The sequence below is a fragment of the Streptomyces sp. NPDC047706 genome, from assembly GCF_043204795.1.
Taxonomy (GTDB): domain Bacteria; phylum Actinomycetota; class Actinomycetes; order Streptomycetales; family Streptomycetaceae; genus Streptomyces.
The window spans coordinates 108,803-124,116 of sequence record NZ_JBIDCW010000022.1; the positions used below are offsets into that span (position 1 = coordinate 108,803).

A 15,314-nucleotide genomic window follows, 5' to 3' on the forward strand; every position below is an offset into this window, starting at 1 on the left:
CGCTCACCTGTCCGAGTGGCCCAGGGACTTCCCCGGGGCCACTCGGTCGCGTACGAGCCGCTTGACCGCCGTGGGCTCGGGGAAGCCCTGCTCGCGGCGGTCCCAGACCACCTCGTCGTTCACGCGGACGACGAACACCCCGCCCGTGCCGGGCTTCAGCGCCAGCTCGGTCAGCTCGGCCTCGAACGTCGTCAGCAGTTCCTGCGCCAGCCAGGCGGCACGGGGCAGCCACTTGCACTGGGTGCAGTACTCGATCTGGACGCGCTGGATCCCGGACGTCATCCCAGGTGCACCGACCAATCCTGTTCCGCGGCGGGTTTGCCGTGCAGGTCGGGGACCTGCTTGAGCCATTGCGGCCTGCCTTGCCGTGTCCTCGCCGCGCGCACGGCCTCCTCGGCGGCGATCTCCTCGCGGGTGGGGAAGTTTGTGGGCAGCCAGGCCCCGGAGGCCCGCACGCGCGCGTGCAGGTAGCCCACGTACGCGTCCCGGGCCGCGTCGGGCGTGGCGAAGTCCGGGTCCCCCGCCAGCCAGGCGTCCGGCACCTCGGCGAGGACCGCGCGCAGCAGTTCCTCGCTCACGCGTGGGGCCAGTTCGGCGTCGGCGGCCCGTACGTCGGGCGCGTAGTGGCCGAGGGCGTGGTGGCGGAAGTCGTACGCCTTCCCCGGGGCGGAGGTGTCCCAGCGGTGGTGGAAGACGAGGGCGGCGCCGTGGTCGATCAGCCACAGGCGTGGGGGTGCGACGCCCAGGGTGGGCCAGACCATGAGGTTGGAGCTGTGCACCGTGCGGTCGACGTTGACGGTCAGGGCGTCGAGCCAGACGATGCGTCCGGCCTCCAGCGGATGGACCGGGAAGACCCTCGCGACCTCCGGCGTGAAGTCCCGCGCCCCCGGCAGATAGTCCATGCCGAGGTTGACCCCGCCGCTCGCCGTGTGCAGATCGCGCACCTCCTGGTGCTCCTCGTGCCCGGCGATCGCCGGGTCGAAGTGCACCAGGACCAGCTCCGGGAAACGCAGCCCCAGCGCCCGCGCCAGCTCGCCGACGACGACCTCGGCGACCAGTGCCTTGCGGCCCTGCGCGGAGCCGGTGAACTTCACGACGTAGGTCCCGCAGTCGTCGGCCTCGACGATGCCGGGGACGGAGCCGCCGGAGCGCAGGGGCTCGATGTAGCGGGTCGCGGTGACTTCTCTCAGCATCTTCCAAGGCCCAACCGGTTGGTTACCTTACATTCCCGAGGACTGGTGGGGATTCGGCTGGCATCCCCGTGTCCCGGTCTCCAGCAGTCCGTCGGTCGCGGTGCCGCCCATACTTCCGGTGTCCGGCATGAAGTGAGCATATTAACCAAGCGTGACACCCGGGGCGCGGGTCAGGATCCGTCCACCGCGCGAAGCGACGGCGCCCACGTGAGACTGAAAGCGTGGCCGAACAGGGACGACGCGGGAGCGAACGGGCCATGACCGATCGACCGGCTGAAGACGACGGCGTCGCGGACGCGGGAGCCCCGGAGGCGCAGGGCTGGGCATCGCTCCTGGTCGACGAGTCAGGCCGGGTGGTCGAATGGGATCAGGCCGCCGAACGGCTGCTGGGCCACCGGGCACAGGATGTCGTGGGCCGGCCCCTCGGCGAGCTTCTGCCCGACTCCGCACCTGGAATGCCGGTGGTGGCCGAGGTCCTGGTCAGCCACGCGGACGGAGGCACCGTCGACTGCAGGACGCGCGTGCGCGCCGTACCGGAACACCGTGCAGGCACGGCGTGGCGAGTGGAACTCGCGCCCGGCGTCCAGGGCGGCTCCGCCCTGGACAGAGCGCTGCTCGACGCGCTCTTCACGCGGTCCCCGATCGGGCTGTTCGTGCTCGACCCCCAGCTGCGCCTGGTGCGGTTCAACGCCGCCGCCGAGGGGATGCCGGGGCTCCGCGCGACGCAGGCTCTGGGCCTGACCCCCAGTCAGGCGTGGCCCGGCTTCGCCGCGCGCGCCGTCGAACAGGCGATGAGCAAGGTGCTGGAGACCGGCGAGCCCGTCATCGGATTCGAAAAGCGTGGCCGGCCGCCCGGTGACCCGGACCGCGAGCACGTCTACTCGGCGGCCGTGTTCCGACTCCAGGACGAGGACGGCCGCGTACTCGGGGTGGCGGACACCGTGGTCGACGTCACCGACCGGTATGAGGCCCAGCAGCGGCTGGCTCTGGCCGCCGAGGCCGGAACCCGCATCGGCACCACTCTCGACGTACTGCGCACCGCCGCGGAGCTGGCCGAGTTGGTGGTGCCACGGCTGGCCGACAGCGTCGCCGTGGATCTGCTGGAGCCGGTCCTCAGTGGTCAGGATCCGCCTCGAACCTCGGACGGAGAGGACCTGTTGCGCGCCGCGTCGCGATCGAGCCGTACCGACGCCGAGCCCGGCGTGTACGCCGTCGGTGAGACGAGTCGCTACCCCGGCACGGCGCCGGCCGTCCAGGTCCTCATGGACCACCGTCCTCGTCTCGTGACACGGGTGGAGGCCGGCAGCGCATGGGTGACGGCGGATCCCGTCCGTGGCCGGCGCATGCTCGAAGAGGGCGTGCACTCCCTGATGGTGGTCCCGCTGACCGTCCGCGACCGCGCCCTGGGCCTGGCGGCCTTCTACCGGTGGGAGCGCCGCGCGGCCTTCGACGAGGACGACCTCGCCCTGGCCCAGGACCTGGCCGGACGAACGGCCATGGCCCTGGACAACGCCCGCTGCTACGTCCGTGAGCACAACGCCGTGGTCACCCTGCAGCGCGGCCTCCTGCCGCACGCGCTGCCCGCTCCCAGCACGGTCCACGCGTCCCATCACCTGGTGCTGTCCGGCGCGGGCGGCGACTGGACGGACGTCCTCACCCTGCCAGGGGCCCGCGCGGCCCTCGTGGCGGGTCGCGTTCCAGGACGGGGCATGCACACGGCGGCCGCCATGGGACGACTGCGCACCGCGGTGAGAACCCTGGCGGGCCTCGACCTGGCCCCGGACGAGATCATGGCCCGCCTCGACGATCTCGTACGGCAGACGGACACCGAGAGCCCCGACCCGGCAGCCGACGGCCTCGCCGGAACGACATGTCTCTACGTGGTGCACGAACCCTTGAACGGCAGGTGCACGGTGGCCGCCGCGGGACCGGCGGGGCTGGCGGTGGTCCGCCCCGGCGGCGGCGTGACCTTCCCGGACATCGTTTCCGGAGAGCCGCTGGGCAGGCCGGGACCGCCCTTCGCCAAGAACAGGACGGACCTGCCGGACGGGAGCCGGCTGGTGCTGTACACCCCGGGCCTGCTGCAGTCGTTCCCTGACGCGGTGTCCCAGGCCACCCTCGCGCGGCTGCTGGCCTCCTCGACCGAGTCCCCCGAGGATCTGTGCCTGAGCCTCACCGAGAAACTGGTGCCGGCCGATCCCCCCGACGACGCCGCGGTCCTGGTGGCCGACACCCGGGCCATGGATCCCACTCGGGTCGCCGAGTGGGAGTTGTCCCCCGACCCCGCGGCCGTGGCCACCGCTCGCACCGTCGCCTCCCAGAAGCTCCACACCTGGGCCCTGGACGACGAGGCGTTCGCCACCGAGCTGATCGTCAGCGAGCTGGTCACCAACGCCATACGGTATGCCCGGCCACCCATTCGCCTGCGCCTGATCCACGACCGGCGGCTGACGTGTGAAGTGTCCGACGGCAGCACCGCCGCACCGCACCTGCGGCATGCCAGGACGTTCGACGAAGGCGGGCGCGGCCTCCTCCTGGTCTCCCAGTTCGCCGAGAGATGGGGCACCCGCCAGGAGGAAGCCGGCAAGACCATCTGGGCCGAGCAGCCCCTCGCGCCGGTGGGGTGATCCCGCCCGCGGGCGGTGTGCCGGCTCAACCAATCGCGCGACGAACCTCGGTGGTGACCCGGCCGGCCGGGCGCCGGCGTCCGGTCCGCGACCGTGGCGGCCCTACTCCTGGAGGGCGCGGCGCAGTACGGCTTCTACGGGGGAGCGAGGCCGAGCCGACCTCTTGAGGACTCGTTCGCGAGGCCCCAGGACGTCCGGAACGCGGTCACGTTCCGGCTGCCGCGGCAGGAGGTCGGCGCGGAGCGAACCGCCTTGTGGGGGAGTTGCCCGGCGGCGGCCACCGCTTCCACGCGGTGACCGGTGATCGCCGTGTCGAGGCCGTCGGCGCCGCCGGTGCCCTGATCGACCCGCGGTCCGCGCGCAGGCGCCGGCACGCGGCAGGCCTCGATCACTCAGGTGAAGCGCCAGTGAGCAAGGGCCGCCCCGAGTCGGCCGACGTGTAGGGGGTACGCGAGCGGAGCCTCCCCGGAACGGGGCTCGATTTGGATTCAGTCCAAAAGTTGCCGACGTCATGGCAGCGGAGTTGACTGGCCCGGGGTGGACGAAGCGACCTGTAACGCCTCAGGACGGAGGACGCTCATGACTCAGGAGCCTCAGACGGCCCCGTACACCACCAACAACCACGGCATCCCGGTGGAGAGCGACGAGCACTCGCTCACCGTGGGAGCCGACGGCCCCATCCTGCTCCAGGATCACTACCTGATCGAGAAGATGGCCCAGTTCAACCGCGAACGGGTGCCCGAGCGGGTGGTGCATGCCAAGGGCAGCGGGGCGTACGGGTTCTTCGAAGTGACCAACGACGTCAGCCAGTTCACCAAGGCCGACCTGTTCCAGCCCGGTAAGCGCACCCAGATGCTGGCGCGCTTCTCGACCGTCGCCGGTGAGCAGGGGTCGCCGGACACCTGGCGCGACCCGCGCGGCTTCGCCCTGAAGTTCTACACCGAGCACGGCAACTACGACATGGTCGGCAACAACACGCCGATCTTCTTCGTGCGCGACACGATCAAGTTCCAGGACTTCATCCGCTCCCAGAAGCGCCACCCGGTGACCGGGCTGCGCAGCAACGACATGCAGTGGGACTTCTGGACCCTCTCCCCCGAGTCCGCGCACCAGGTGACGTGGCTGATGGGCGACCGGGGCATCCCGAAGACCTACCGCCACATGAACGGCTACTCGTCGCACACCTACATGTGGATCAACGGCGGCGGCGAGCGGTTCTGGGTGAAGTACCACTTCAAGACCGACCAGGGCATCGACTTCCTGACCCAGCAGGAGGCCGACGAGCTGGCCGGGGCCGACGCGGACAAGCACCGCCGCGACCTGTTCGAGGCGATCGAGTCCGGGAACGCGCCGAGCTGGACCCTGAAGGTCCAGATCATGCCGTTCGAGGACGCCGCGGACTACCGCTTCAATCCCTTCGACCTCACCAAGGTGTGGCCGCACGGCGACTACCCGCTGATCGACGTCGGCCGGATGGTCCTCGACACCAACCCGGAGGACTACTTCGTCCACATCGAGCAGGCCGCGTTCGAGCCGTCCAACCTGGTGCCGGGCATCGGCCCCTCGCCGGACAAGATGCTGCTCGGCAGGCTGTTCTCGTACCCGGACACCCACCGGTACCGGATCGGGCCGAACTACGCGCAACTCCCGCCGAACCGGCCGCACTCCCCGGTGAACTCGTACGCCAAGGACGGCCCGATGCGCTACGAGCCGTCCCGGGCGTCGATGCCGTACGCGCCGAACTCCTACGGCGGCCCCGCCGCGGACTTCGGCCGCTTCGGCGACGCCGCGAGCTGGCACACCGCCGGTGAGCTGGTCCGTGAGGCGACCAAGCCGCACGCCGAGGACGACGACTGGGGCCAGGCCGGCACCATGGTCCGCGAGGTCCTGGACGACGCGGCCCGGGACCGGCTGGTCTCCAACGTCAGCGGCCATCTGCTCCAGGGCGTCTCCCGCCCGGTGGTCGACCGCGCGCTCCAGTACTGGAGGAACATCGACAAGAACATCGGCGACCGCATCGCGTCCGCGGTCAACGGCGGGTGACGCGGCCGTACTCGACCGCCGGTGCCGAAGGTGCGCGGGTCGCGCCGGGGCACACCGATGCCGGGGCCCTCGCGTCCGAAGCCCGGACGCCGGAGCCCCGGCGCCGGCGACGCGCCCCGCACGCCTGCGCGCGGGGGTCGTACCCGTCACGGGGGTGAGCGCCCGCGGCGGCGCTCACAGGCGGGGTGAGGTGTCCTCCGAGGACGACGGCAGTGCCAGATGGGCCAGGTCTCCGGGCGGCGGGGTCGTCACCGACCACAAGGGCGGCGGCGAGCCGTCGGCGACCGCGGCCGGGGCGTCCGTCAGGTTCATCCGGTCCCGCAGCCGGCCGTAGAAGTCCATCGGCCCGAGCCGTACGGCCCGCAGCCGGCGGGGGGCGGCGTACACGCCGATCCAGTTCCCCGCCCTCAGCACGCCCCGCAACTGGCCGTCCACGCTGACCGCGGCGGGCCCCGACCGTTCGAGGACCCGCAGACCGACGGGTTCGTCGGGGGCGGTGACGACCGAGCGGTTGAACGCCATGTGCGGGGCGACCGGCGTGAAGACGAGCGCCTCGGCCCGCGGCGAGACGACCGGCCCGCCCGCGGCGAAACTGTAGGCCGTCGAGCCGGTCGGCGTGGCCACGAGGAGCGCGTCGGCCGAGTAGGAGGCGAGGAGCCTGCCGCTGACGTAGACGCCGACGGACACCTGCCGGTCCCTGGCCAGCTTCTCCAGGACGACGTCGTTGAGGGCGGTGACATCCAGCGGAATGCCCCACTCTGCGTCGACCGTGCAGTCCGGGACCACCTGGGGAGGAGGCAGCAACGGCCCGCGCCCGTACCGCGCCCACGCCTCCATGTCCGCCGGCATCTGAAGGCGGCACGAGGCGCGCATGGCCAGCAGCATGCGGCTGTCGACCCGGAGCCGGTCGTCGAGCACCGCGTCCAGCGCCGAACGCAGGCCACAGGCGGGCACCTCCGTCAGGAAGCCCACCCGCCCCAGGTTCACGCCGAGGAGCAGCGCGTCGTGCACGGCGGCCACCCGGGCACCGCGCAGGAAGGTGCCGTCGCCGCCCAGGGTGACGATGAGATCGGGGTCGCCCGCGGCCGCCACCTCATCGACGGCACCGCGCCGCCCGCCGTCGCGCCAGACGTCGATGTCCGTGCAGCGGACGGCGTTCTCCTCGCACCAGGCGCGGACCACCTGCGCGGCGTCCACGGCCTGGGTGCGTCCGCCGTGCACGACGAGGCCGAGCCGGCTCACTTCCATCTGCGCCTCCAGGACGGCTCGTTCGGACGTGGGGCGGATGTCGGCCTGGGCGTGCGCGGGCCCGTCGGCGGGGCCCGGCCCGGTCGCCGGTCGCCGGTCGCCGGTCGCCCCACCTTCAGGATCGCCTCATCCGTGTGGCTTCGCGCCTGCTCGGCGAGCCCGGGAGCTCACCTGTTCATTCGAACCCCGGAGCTTACCAATGATTAGTGACTTACCCCGGCTTTGCCCGATGCGGTCCAGCCGCCGGAATCTGGCCGCATGACCGACTACGCACGCCCGCTCTCCTTCGGGCTGAGCCTCGACCCCGCCGCCGCGCCGGACCGGACCAGGCGTCTGGCGCGCCTGGCCGAGGACGGCGGCCTGGACCACCTCGCCGTCCAGGACCACCCCTACCATCCGGCGCACCTCGACACCTGGACCCTGATCAGCAACCTGGCCGCGGCCACCGAACGCATCTCCTTCTTCACCGATGTCGCGGACCTGCAACTGCGTCCGCCGACCATGCTGGCCAAGGCCGCCGCGTCGCTGAGCGTGCTCACCGGCGGCCGGATCCAGCTCGGCGTCGGCGGCGGTGCCTTCGCCGAGGCCATCGCCTCGATGGGCGCGGTGCCGCGGCGCGGCGGGCAGATGGTCGCCTTCACCGAGGAGTCCCTCGGACTGATGCGCCGCGCCCTGGCCGGAGAGACCGTACGGCTGCACAGCGCACACCACTCGGTGACCGGCTACCGCGCCGGCCCCGTACCGGCGCGGCCCGTGCAACTCTGGCTCGGCGCCCAGAAGCCCAGGATGCTCGCGGTGACCGGCCGTGCGGCGGACGGCTGGATCTCCCCGCTGAACATCTACGTGCCCCCGGCGCAGGTCCCCTCCCGCCAGGAGATCATCGACGAAGCGGCCGCGGCGGCGGGACGTGCCCCCGAGTCGATCCGCCGCGTCTACAACGTGATCGGGTCCATCGGCCGTCAGGGGGCCGGCCAGGGGCTCGTCGGAGACGTGCGGCGGTGGGCGGACACGCTCACCGAGTGGGCCGTCCGCCTCGGGTTCGACACCTTCGTGTTCTGGCCGGCGGCCGACCCCGAGGAACAGCTCGCGCTCTTCGCCCGCGAGGTCGTTCCGGCGGTACGCGAGCGCGTCGAGGCCATCAGGGGCGGACGATGACCGTGCGCCCCGGTGCCGTGCCGGCCGGGCTGACCGGCAAGGTCGTCACACCGGACGACCGGCGCTACGGCCTGCTCCGCTCGACCTACACGACCACCGGAAGCCCGGCCGCTGTCGTGCTCGCCGAGTCCGCAGCCGACGTCGCGGACGCGCTGCGGCTGGCCCGGGACCGTGGGCTCGCGGTCGCGGTCCGCAGCGGCGGACACGGCCTGTCGGGGAGTGCCACCAACGACGGCGGACTCGTCGTGGACCTGAGCCCGATGCGCCGCGTCGACGTCCTCGACCGCGCCGCCCGTCTGGTGCGCGTGGAGGCGGGCGCCCGCTGGGCGCAGGTCGCCCGGGCGCTCGCCCCGCACGGTCTGGCCATCAGCTCCGGCGACCACGGCAACGTCGGCGTGGGCGGCCTCGCCACGGCCGGTGGCATCGGATGGCTCGTACGCCACTACGGGCTCACGATCGACCACGTCCGCGCCGTCGACGTGGTGCTGCCCGACGGCCGGCAGGTGCGGGCCGACGCCGCCGGCGAACCCGATCTGCTGTGGGTGATGCGCGGCGCCGGGGCCGGCGCCGGTGTCGCGGTGGCCTTCGAGATCGAGGCCGTCGAACTGGGCGAGGTCGGATTCGCCCAGCTGGTCGCACGCGTCGATCCGGCGGGAGCGACGCTGCGCCGCTGGAGCTCCGTCATGGAGCGGGCGCCTCGCGAGCTGTCCACCGCGGTGATGCTGTCCTCCCAGGGCGCCACGCCCCTCGCGTTCATCACGGCGGTGGTCGCCTCGGGTGAGCCCGCCACGGTCGAGCGGGCGGTGCGGCCGCTCCTGGACATCGGCGACGTCACGGTCCAGCAGGCCCACATCGTCCGGTACACGGACCTGCTCTCCCCCGCCCACCTGCACCCCAACACCGGGCAGATGCCGTCGGACACCACGAACGGACTCCTCACCGAGATGACTCCGGCCGCCGCCCGCGCGCTGGTGGCGGCGTCGACCGGACCCCACCGGGTCCTGGTCCAGATGCGCTCGCTCGGCGGCGCGGTGAACGACGTGGACGCGGCGGCCACCGCCTACGCGCACCGCCGGGAGCAGACGCTGGTCGTGGCGTCGGTGTTCCCGCCGCAGGACCGGCAGGCCCTCATGGCCGCGTGGGGCGCCGTGGCCGCGCACACCGAGGGGAGTTACGTGAACTTCGAGAGCGCGCCCGACGGGAGGACGTTCGCGCGCGCCTACCCCGCGGCGACGGGGGACCGCGTCAGGCAGCTGTGGCGACGCTACGATCCCGACGGCATCCTGCGGCGGCCCGAGGACGCCTGACCTCCCTCGGTCGACGGGACCCACATGCGCCGATCCGGCGCCTCTTCCTGCGCGGAGGAAGAGGCGCCGGATCGGCGCATGTGGTGCGGGCCGGGGTCAGGCGGCCATGCGTTCGGCGAGCTGCTTGGCCTTGTGGGCCGCCTCCTCGAAGGCACGGTCACGGGAGGCCTCGAAGAGCGGGACGAGCTGTGCCATCGCGGGGTTGTGCGGGGCCATGGTGAGTTCCGGGACGATGAAGTCGAGCTCCAGGGCGAGGGTGTCGCCGAGGATCGCCCGCAGGTAGTTCTGCACGTACTCGAACGGCTCCTTCGGCGTGCCCGGCGCGTACGAGCCCCCACGGCTGGCGACGACGGTGACCGGCGTGCCCTTCGCGGAAGGGGCCTCACCCGCGGTGCGGCCGAAGAGGATCACGTTGTCCAGCCACGCCTTGAGCGTCGACGGGATCGTGTAGTTGTACATCGGCGCCCCGATCAGCAGGGCGTCCGCCTGTTCCACCTCCTCGATCAGACGCAGCCGCTCGGCGAAGGCGGCGGCCTGCGCGGAGGTGTGGCTGTCCGGCTCGGCGAGACCGGCGGTGTGTGCGTCGGCGGTGATGTGCGGGACGGGGTTCGCGGCGAGGTCGCGGTATATGACCGTGCCGCCGGGGTGCTGCTCCTGCCAGGTCCTGCGGAAGGCGTCCGCCACGGCGCGGGACGAGGACGCCTCGCTCGGGAAGACCGACGAGTCGATGTGCAGCAGGGTGGCCATGCGTTTCTCCAGATGAGCAATGCCCGAGGCGAGACACCCGGGGCTGAGTTCTCGTACGTAGCTATTGATAGCACGGTAGCTTACTTTTTTTCACCCCCGCACTGGAGGGTAGTACCCTGAGGGCATGACGGACGTGCAGAGCCACGACGCAGGGGCGTGCAAGCGGGTGGACGAGGGCATCACCCGGGTTTTCCAGCTGCTGGGCAAGCGCTGGACCGGCCCGATCGTGGCCGTACTGGTGGGGCAGCCCGCCCACTTCGCGGACCTCTGCCGTGCCATTCCGGGCATCAGTGAGCGCATGCTCTCCGACCGGCTGAGCGAGCTCGGTGCGGCAGGGCTCGTCGTGCGCCAGGTCGACGAGGGCCCGCCACTGCGGGTCTCCTACCGCCTGACCGAGGCCGGGGCCGCGCTCGAACCCGCGCTCATGGAGCTCGGGGAGTGGGCCAGGCAGCACCTGCCGGAGCCCCTGCCCGGCACGGCGCCCACACGGAAGTGACCGGCCCCGCGCCTCTGGGGCGCCGATCGATCCACGACGACATGTGCCCGACCTTCGAGGAGGCCCTGGAACTGGTCGGGCGCCGCTGGACGGGGGCGATCCTGACCGCGACGCACCAGGGAGTCACCCGCTTCAGCGAGTACCGCGCCGCCATCGACGGCATCTCCGACCGCCTGCTCTCGCAGCGCCTGAAGGAACTGGAGACGGCGGGCCTCCTCGATCGGATCGTCGTCCCGAGCACCCCTGTACAGATCCGCTACCGGCTGTCCCCCGACGGCCTGGAACTCGTGGAAGCCCTGCAGCCGCTGGCGCAGTGGAGCCTGCGGCGCTCGGTACGCGGGCGCGCGCGGCAGACTTCGTCCGCGTAAGCCGCAGATGCCACCTGTGAGCCCGGGCCGTCCGGCCCGGGCTCTGGCATGCCCGGGCTCAGGCACTCCCGGGCTCACGCATTCCCGGACGCGAATCCCATGCATGAGACAACCATCACGCTGAACGAATCATTGAAGGACGTCAATCATTTGCTACCTTTCATTCAGCGCGATGGCGTGGAGCCGCGAACGGCGACCAGCGTTCGGCGTGCCACGACTCCTCGCAGGTTCAGAAGACACCGCGCTCCTGGACGGACCCGCCGCCATGGCAGCTCCGTCGTTCGGCGCCCGAAGGCGGGCGCAGCAAGGAGACACGAACATGAGCAAACTGATGCGACGCGTCGCCACCTCCGCCGTCTCGGTGACACTGGCCGGTATCGCCCTGGCCAGCACCGCGGGCCCGGCGTCCGCGCAGGCGCTCCCCGCCCCGGAGGACCGGCAGGCCACCGGTGCCGCTGTCACGGAGCGGCGCCTCCCGGATCGGGACGTGACGGTCCGCGACGGCGACCAGCGGGACGGAAGGCGTCACGACCGCGACGGCCGGTGGCGGTGGCACCAGGAACGGGACGGGCGCGGCTACTGGTACTACAGCCTCGGCCACCGTCACCACTACCGCTACGACGGTCACCGCCTCCTCCGCCTGCTGGACGGCCGGTGGGTCGTCGTCGTGGTGACGGACCGTCGGCACGGTGTCGACACCTGGTACCTCGACCAGCTCCGGTACGCCGACGAGTACGGCGCCCGCCAGGGCTGAACCCGTCCCGGCCCGTGCGGCCGGGTCCGCGCCGGTGCCACGCCGACAGCGTCGTCCGCGTGGCACCGCGCGCGGCAGCTCGCTCAGCCGGTGGTGCTCTGCTCGACCCAGACGATCTTTCCGTCGTCCGTGTAGCGGGTCCCCCAGCGGTCCGAGGTCCGCGCGACGAGGAGCAGTCCGCGACCGCCCTCGTCGGTGGTCCGGGCATGCCGCAGCCGCGGAGACGTACTACTGCCGTCGGAGACCTCGCATGTCAGGACGTGGCCCCGGATCAGCCGGAGCGTCACCGGCGGCTTGCCGTACCGGATGGCGTTGGTGACGAGCTCACTGACGATCAGTTCGGTGACGAAGGCCTTTTCGGCCAGGCCCCACGCGGTGAGCTGCCGGGCGGCGAGGGAGCGGGCCGTGGCAACCGTGGCGGGATCGCTCGGGAGGTCCCACGAGGCGACGTGGGCCGGGTCCAGCTCATGGGTGCGGGCGACCAGAACGGCCGCGTCGTCGCGGGGGTGGGGTGGGAGCAGCGCGTCGGTCAGCGCGCTGCACATCGCCTGCACCGAACCGTGGGAGCGGCTGAGCAGCTCGGTCAGGCGCCGCAGGGCCGGATCCTCGGGCCCTTGCCCCATCGCCTGTCCCCGCTGCCCCGTCTGTCCCGTCGTCGGCGCCTGTCCGTCCCGTCCTGCCTGCCCCTGTCCCGGCTGCCCCGGCTGTCCCACCTCTGCCGCCCGCTCCGCCTGGAGGAGCCCAGGGGTGTAGAGGACGAGCCTCGAGTTCTCGGGCACCTCGAAGTCCTCCCTGCCGAACGGCGCACCCGGGCAGCACAACGCGTCTCCTGCGGGACCCCGCACGTTCCACACCGTGCCGTCCGGATGCACCACCATTGGCCACGGGTGGCCGGCCGAGGAAGCCGAGCAGCGCCGGGACAGGGGATCGTAGATGAGGTAGAGGCACGTGGCGCCGCACAACTGACCGTCGCGGGACCTGCCGGAGCCCGGCGCCAGGAGGTGGCCGTCGCCGCCGCCGTGACCGTTCGCCCCGCTGGTCCCGCGCACCATGTCGTCGAGCCGGGCGAGAAGTTCGTCCGGTTCCAGGTCCAGGTCCGACAACGTCTGCAACGCGGCCCGCAGCCCTCCTGCCGCCGCGGCGGACTGGATGCCCCGGCCCGGCACGTGTCCGGCCACCAGGGCCACCCGGGCTCCGGAGAGCGGTACGGCGTCGACCCAGTCACCGCCCGACCCGGCGGACACGGAGTTGTGCGCCACTTCCAGCGCCTGCTGGGGCGGGAGTCCACCCGGACGCAAGGTGTGCTGGAGGGCGACCAGGGAGTTGTGCTCGCGCAGATGCCGGCGGGCGTTGTCCAGACTCTCGGCGGTGCGCCGCGCGAGCTGCGCGACCAGGGTCAGGTCATCGGACCCGAAGGGCCTGGTCCCTCCCCAGCGGCAGAAGACCGCGAGGCCGAGCGCCCGGTCCTGGGCGGCGAGCGGCGCCACGATCAGCGAGTGCGCCTCCTCCCCTCCTCGCGTGGGGTTCCCCATGCCACGCAGGACCTTCCTCCCCAGGGAGCTCAGCGGATCCACCAGACGCGGCTCGAGATCGGCGAGGACCTCGGCGGCCACCGCGCCGGGGAGCGGGCCTTCATGGCCGGCGGCCGTCCCGGAGGTCCGGTCGTCCCGGAAGCACGAAGCGGCCCGGCGCAGCACAGCGCCGGGCCGCACGGGCCCTGCCGTCAGGTCCTCGCCCGCGAGCACTTCTTCGAGCACCTCGACCGCGACACCGTCGGCCGCCACGGGCACCGACACCTCCGCCAGGCCCCGGGCCGTGTCCAGCGCGTCCAGCGTGGAGCCGATCCGGGAGCTGGCCCGGGCGAGCACGGTCAGCCGCTCGTGGGCGAGGTGGCGGTCGGTGACGTCGACGGTGGCGTCGGCGATGCCGAGGATCCTGCCCCGGGCGTCCTCCAGGCGGAAGACGGAGGCCGAGTAGACATGATCGTGGTCCGGATCGCCCGGGGGACGCACCCGCTTCTCGATGCCGATCGCCGGCCGGCCCGTGGCGAGCACCTCCGCCATGACTCGCTCCACCCTCTCCACGCCGGTCCACACCTCCGTCGGGCGCCTGCCGACCGCTTCCTCCACGGAGACGCCCTGCATGCCCTCGCCCGCGGGGTTGAACCGGATCATGCGCAGTTGGGGGTCGAGGAGGAACAAGCCCACGGGTGAGAGCGTGAAGAGCGTCTCCAGAAGCGCCCTCTCCAGCTCGGGGGTGCCGTCCTGCCCTGCCGCCCCCGTCCCGTCCTGTTCCAGGGGGGCGAGGAGCACCTCCCACCCCGAGCCCTTGTCACCCACGCCCTGGGGCCGGACGGCCAGCCGGCACCTCACCACGCCACCGTCGCGGCGCCGCAACGAGACGGCGTAGTCCTCACCGGGGCCGGGCGGACGCCCGTCGACAGCCGGGTCGGCCAGCAACCCCAGGGCGGGACGTCCCCGTACGGCCTCCTCCGGGTAGCCGAGCAGTTTCTCGGCGGCCGGACTCCATCCCGTCAGGCGCCCCTGGCGGTCGACCAGGACGTGAATCCGCTCCGGGGCCCCGGGGTCATGAACCGGGCGCCCCCTGCCGGTGGTGTGCGACGCAGACATAAAGGATCAGCTCTCCCTCGCCGCGGAGCCTAGCACCCGTCCAGTCTCCTCCAGGGCCCGCGAGCACGCACAGACTCCGCGCGCCCGCACGACCGAGGGCAGGACGGCGCCGCACCGAGCGCGTCACGCCCGCGTGAGCTCCGCCTACGCCACGGTCGGCACCGAACCGAATTGATGGAATCGGATTAACGATAAGCATCGTCTGACGATTTACCCACTGCTAGCATCGAGGTGTGACAGTTGACGCGCGCCCGACAGACGACGCGGAGAGCGATCTCCTGGACCGGCTCGGATTCCTGCTGGCCAGGCACGGCGCAGTGGCGGACAGCCGGATCCGGCGCGCCCTGGAGGGCTTCCGGCTCACCCCACGGCAGGGCACGGCGCTGATTCTGCTGGGCACGTCGGGGTCCATGGGACAGCAGGCCCTCGCCGCGGCGCTCGGCGTCGACCCGAGCGTGATGGTCGGGATTCTGAACGAGCTGGAGTCCGCGCGGCTGGCGGAGCGCCGTCGCGACCCGTCCGACCGCCGGCGTCACATCGTCGCCATCACCAGCGAGGGCAGATGCCTCCTGGCCAAGACCGATCAGGCCGTGACCGATGTGGAGCAGCGCCTGTTCGGCCATCTCTCCCCGGAGGAGATCGCCACGCTGCGCAGCCTGCTCCTGAGGATCGAGACACCTGCGGACGAGCCCGCCTGCACCGAGTAGCGACCACACCGGAACCCGGGGCCACCGTGCCGTCAGGGA

General features: G+C 72.2%; 13 protein-coding genes. 8 read left to right on the forward strand and 5 right to left on the reverse strand.

The window, feature by feature from the left end:
- Positions 1-3: 3 nt before the first annotated feature.
- Both ACGF8A_RS24920 and ACGF8A_RS24925 read right to left on the reverse strand, forming a co-directional pair.
- Positions 4-282, reverse strand: coding sequence for a SelT/SelW/SelH family protein (locus tag ACGF8A_RS24920; protein ID WP_365443867.1), 279 nt, complete (start codon positions 280-282; stop codon positions 4-6).
- Positions 279-1,193 carry a HipA family kinase gene (locus tag ACGF8A_RS24925; RefSeq protein ID WP_393111755.1) on the reverse strand — a complete coding sequence of 305 codons (915 nt, stop codon included), beginning with the start codon at positions 1,191-1,193 and terminating at the stop codon, positions 279-281. Before ACGF8A_RS24925 ends, ACGF8A_RS24920 begins: the two co-directional genes overlap by 4 nt.
- Before the next feature lie 257 nt (positions 1,194-1,450).
- Between ACGF8A_RS24925 and ACGF8A_RS24930 the strand changes: the two genes are divergently transcribed.
- Positions 1,451-3,820: a SpoIIE family protein phosphatase gene (locus ACGF8A_RS24930; protein WP_393111757.1), complete on the forward strand. Its 2,370-nt coding sequence runs from the start codon at positions 1,451-1,453 to the stop codon at positions 3,818-3,820.
- A 579-nt stretch (positions 3,821-4,399) separates the two neighbouring features.
- Positions 4,400-5,863, forward strand: coding sequence for a catalase (locus tag ACGF8A_RS24935; protein WP_393111759.1), 1,464 nt, complete (start codon positions 4,400-4,402; stop codon positions 5,861-5,863).
- 174 nt (positions 5,864-6,037) lie between these two features.
- Here ACGF8A_RS24935 and ACGF8A_RS24940 read toward each other — a convergent pair whose 3' ends face one another.
- Positions 6,038-7,111 (reverse strand): NAD(+)/NADH kinase, encoded by a 1,074-nt coding sequence (locus tag ACGF8A_RS24940; RefSeq protein ID WP_393111761.1) that lies wholly within the window; start codon positions 7,109-7,111, stop codon positions 6,038-6,040.
- Positions 7,112-7,369: 258 nt separating this feature from the next.
- Between ACGF8A_RS24940 and ACGF8A_RS24945 the strand changes: the two genes are divergently transcribed.
- Together ACGF8A_RS24945 and ACGF8A_RS24950 are read left to right on the forward strand one after the other, a co-directional pair.
- Positions 7,370-8,266 (forward strand): LLM class flavin-dependent oxidoreductase, encoded by an 897-nt coding sequence (locus ACGF8A_RS24945; RefSeq protein WP_393111763.1) that lies wholly within the window; start codon positions 7,370-7,372, stop codon positions 8,264-8,266.
- The gene (locus ACGF8A_RS24950) at positions 8,263-9,573 is read left to right on the forward strand and encodes an FAD-binding oxidoreductase (RefSeq protein ID WP_393111765.1); all 1,311 of its coding nucleotides are present in this window, start codon (positions 8,263-8,265) and stop codon (positions 9,571-9,573) included. Before ACGF8A_RS24945 ends, ACGF8A_RS24950 begins: the two co-directional genes overlap by 4 nt.
- A gap of 96 nt (positions 9,574-9,669) precedes the next feature.
- On the opposite strand, the gene ACGF8A_RS24955 is transcribed toward ACGF8A_RS24950, so the two are convergent.
- Complete coding sequence (locus tag ACGF8A_RS24955; protein ID WP_393111767.1) at positions 9,670-10,320, reverse strand: FMN-dependent NADH-azoreductase; 651 nt, start codon at positions 10,318-10,320, stop codon at positions 9,670-9,672.
- A gap of 124 nt (positions 10,321-10,444) precedes the next feature.
- Between ACGF8A_RS24955 and ACGF8A_RS24960 the strand changes: the two genes are divergently transcribed.
- From ACGF8A_RS24960 to ACGF8A_RS24970, 3 genes are all read left to right on the forward strand, one after another.
- Positions 10,445-10,816 (forward strand): winged helix-turn-helix transcriptional regulator, encoded by a 372-nt coding sequence (locus tag ACGF8A_RS24960; RefSeq protein WP_393111770.1) that lies wholly within the window; start codon positions 10,445-10,447, stop codon positions 10,814-10,816.
- 41 nt (positions 10,817-10,857) lie between these two features.
- The gene (locus ACGF8A_RS24965) at positions 10,858-11,184 is read left to right on the forward strand and encodes a winged helix-turn-helix transcriptional regulator (protein ID WP_393111772.1); all 327 of its coding nucleotides are present in this window, start codon (positions 10,858-10,860) and stop codon (positions 11,182-11,184) included.
- A gap of 319 nt (positions 11,185-11,503) precedes the next feature.
- Positions 11,504-11,938, forward strand: a complete 435-nt coding sequence (locus ACGF8A_RS24970; protein WP_393111774.1) for a hypothetical protein — start codon at positions 11,504-11,506, stop codon at positions 11,936-11,938.
- Between the two features lie 83 nt (positions 11,939-12,021).
- Here ACGF8A_RS24970 and ACGF8A_RS24975 read toward each other — a convergent pair whose 3' ends face one another.
- On the reverse strand, positions 12,022-14,568 hold the full coding sequence (locus ACGF8A_RS24975; RefSeq protein ID WP_393111776.1) for a SpoIIE family protein phosphatase: 2,547 nt from the start codon (positions 14,566-14,568) through the stop codon (positions 12,022-12,024).
- Between the two features lie 233 nt (positions 14,569-14,801).
- Between ACGF8A_RS24975 and ACGF8A_RS24980 the strand changes: the two genes are divergently transcribed.
- Complete coding sequence (locus ACGF8A_RS24980; protein ID WP_393111778.1) at positions 14,802-15,275, forward strand: MarR family winged helix-turn-helix transcriptional regulator; 474 nt, start codon at positions 14,802-14,804, stop codon at positions 15,273-15,275.
- Positions 15,276-15,314: the final 39 nt, after the last annotated feature.

What these genes read in the sequence shown, in the direction of transcription:
- ACGF8A_RS24945 (WP_393111763.1), top strand. Translation starts at nt 7,370, where the DNA reads ATGACCGACTACGCACGCCCGCTCTCCTTCGGGCTGAGCCTCGACCCC.
- ACGF8A_RS24930 (WP_393111757.1), top strand. Translation starts at nt 1,451, where the DNA reads ATGACCGATCGACCGGCTGAAGACGACGGCGTCGCGGACGCGGGAGCC.
- ACGF8A_RS24925 (WP_393111755.1), bottom strand. Translation starts at nt 1,193, where the DNA reads ATGCTGAGAGAAGTCACCGCGACCCGCTACATCGAGCCCCTGCGCTCC.
- ACGF8A_RS24950 (WP_393111765.1), top strand. Translation starts at nt 8,263, where the DNA reads ATGACCGTGCGCCCCGGTGCCGTGCCGGCCGGGCTGACCGGCAAGGTC.
- ACGF8A_RS24940 (WP_393111761.1), bottom strand. Translation starts at nt 7,111, where the DNA reads ATGGAAGTGAGCCGGCTCGGCCTCGTCGTGCACGGCGGACGCACCCAG.
- ACGF8A_RS24975 (WP_393111776.1), bottom strand. Translation starts at nt 14,568, where the DNA reads ATGTCTGCGTCGCACACCACCGGCAGGGGGCGCCCGGTTCATGACCCC.
- ACGF8A_RS24955 (WP_393111767.1), bottom strand. Translation starts at nt 10,320, where the DNA reads ATGGCCACCCTGCTGCACATCGACTCGTCGGTCTTCCCGAGCGAGGCG.
- ACGF8A_RS24965 (WP_393111772.1), top strand. Translation starts at nt 10,858, where the DNA reads ATGTGCCCGACCTTCGAGGAGGCCCTGGAACTGGTCGGGCGCCGCTGG.
- ACGF8A_RS24970 (WP_393111774.1), top strand. Translation starts at nt 11,504, where the DNA reads ATGAGCAAACTGATGCGACGCGTCGCCACCTCCGCCGTCTCGGTGACA.
- ACGF8A_RS24960 (WP_393111770.1), top strand. Translation starts at nt 10,445, where the DNA reads ATGACGGACGTGCAGAGCCACGACGCAGGGGCGTGCAAGCGGGTGGAC.
- ACGF8A_RS24935 (WP_393111759.1), top strand. Translation starts at nt 4,400, where the DNA reads ATGACTCAGGAGCCTCAGACGGCCCCGTACACCACCAACAACCACGGC.
- ACGF8A_RS24920 (WP_365443867.1), bottom strand. Translation starts at nt 282, where the DNA reads ATGACGTCCGGGATCCAGCGCGTCCAGATCGAGTACTGCACCCAGTGC.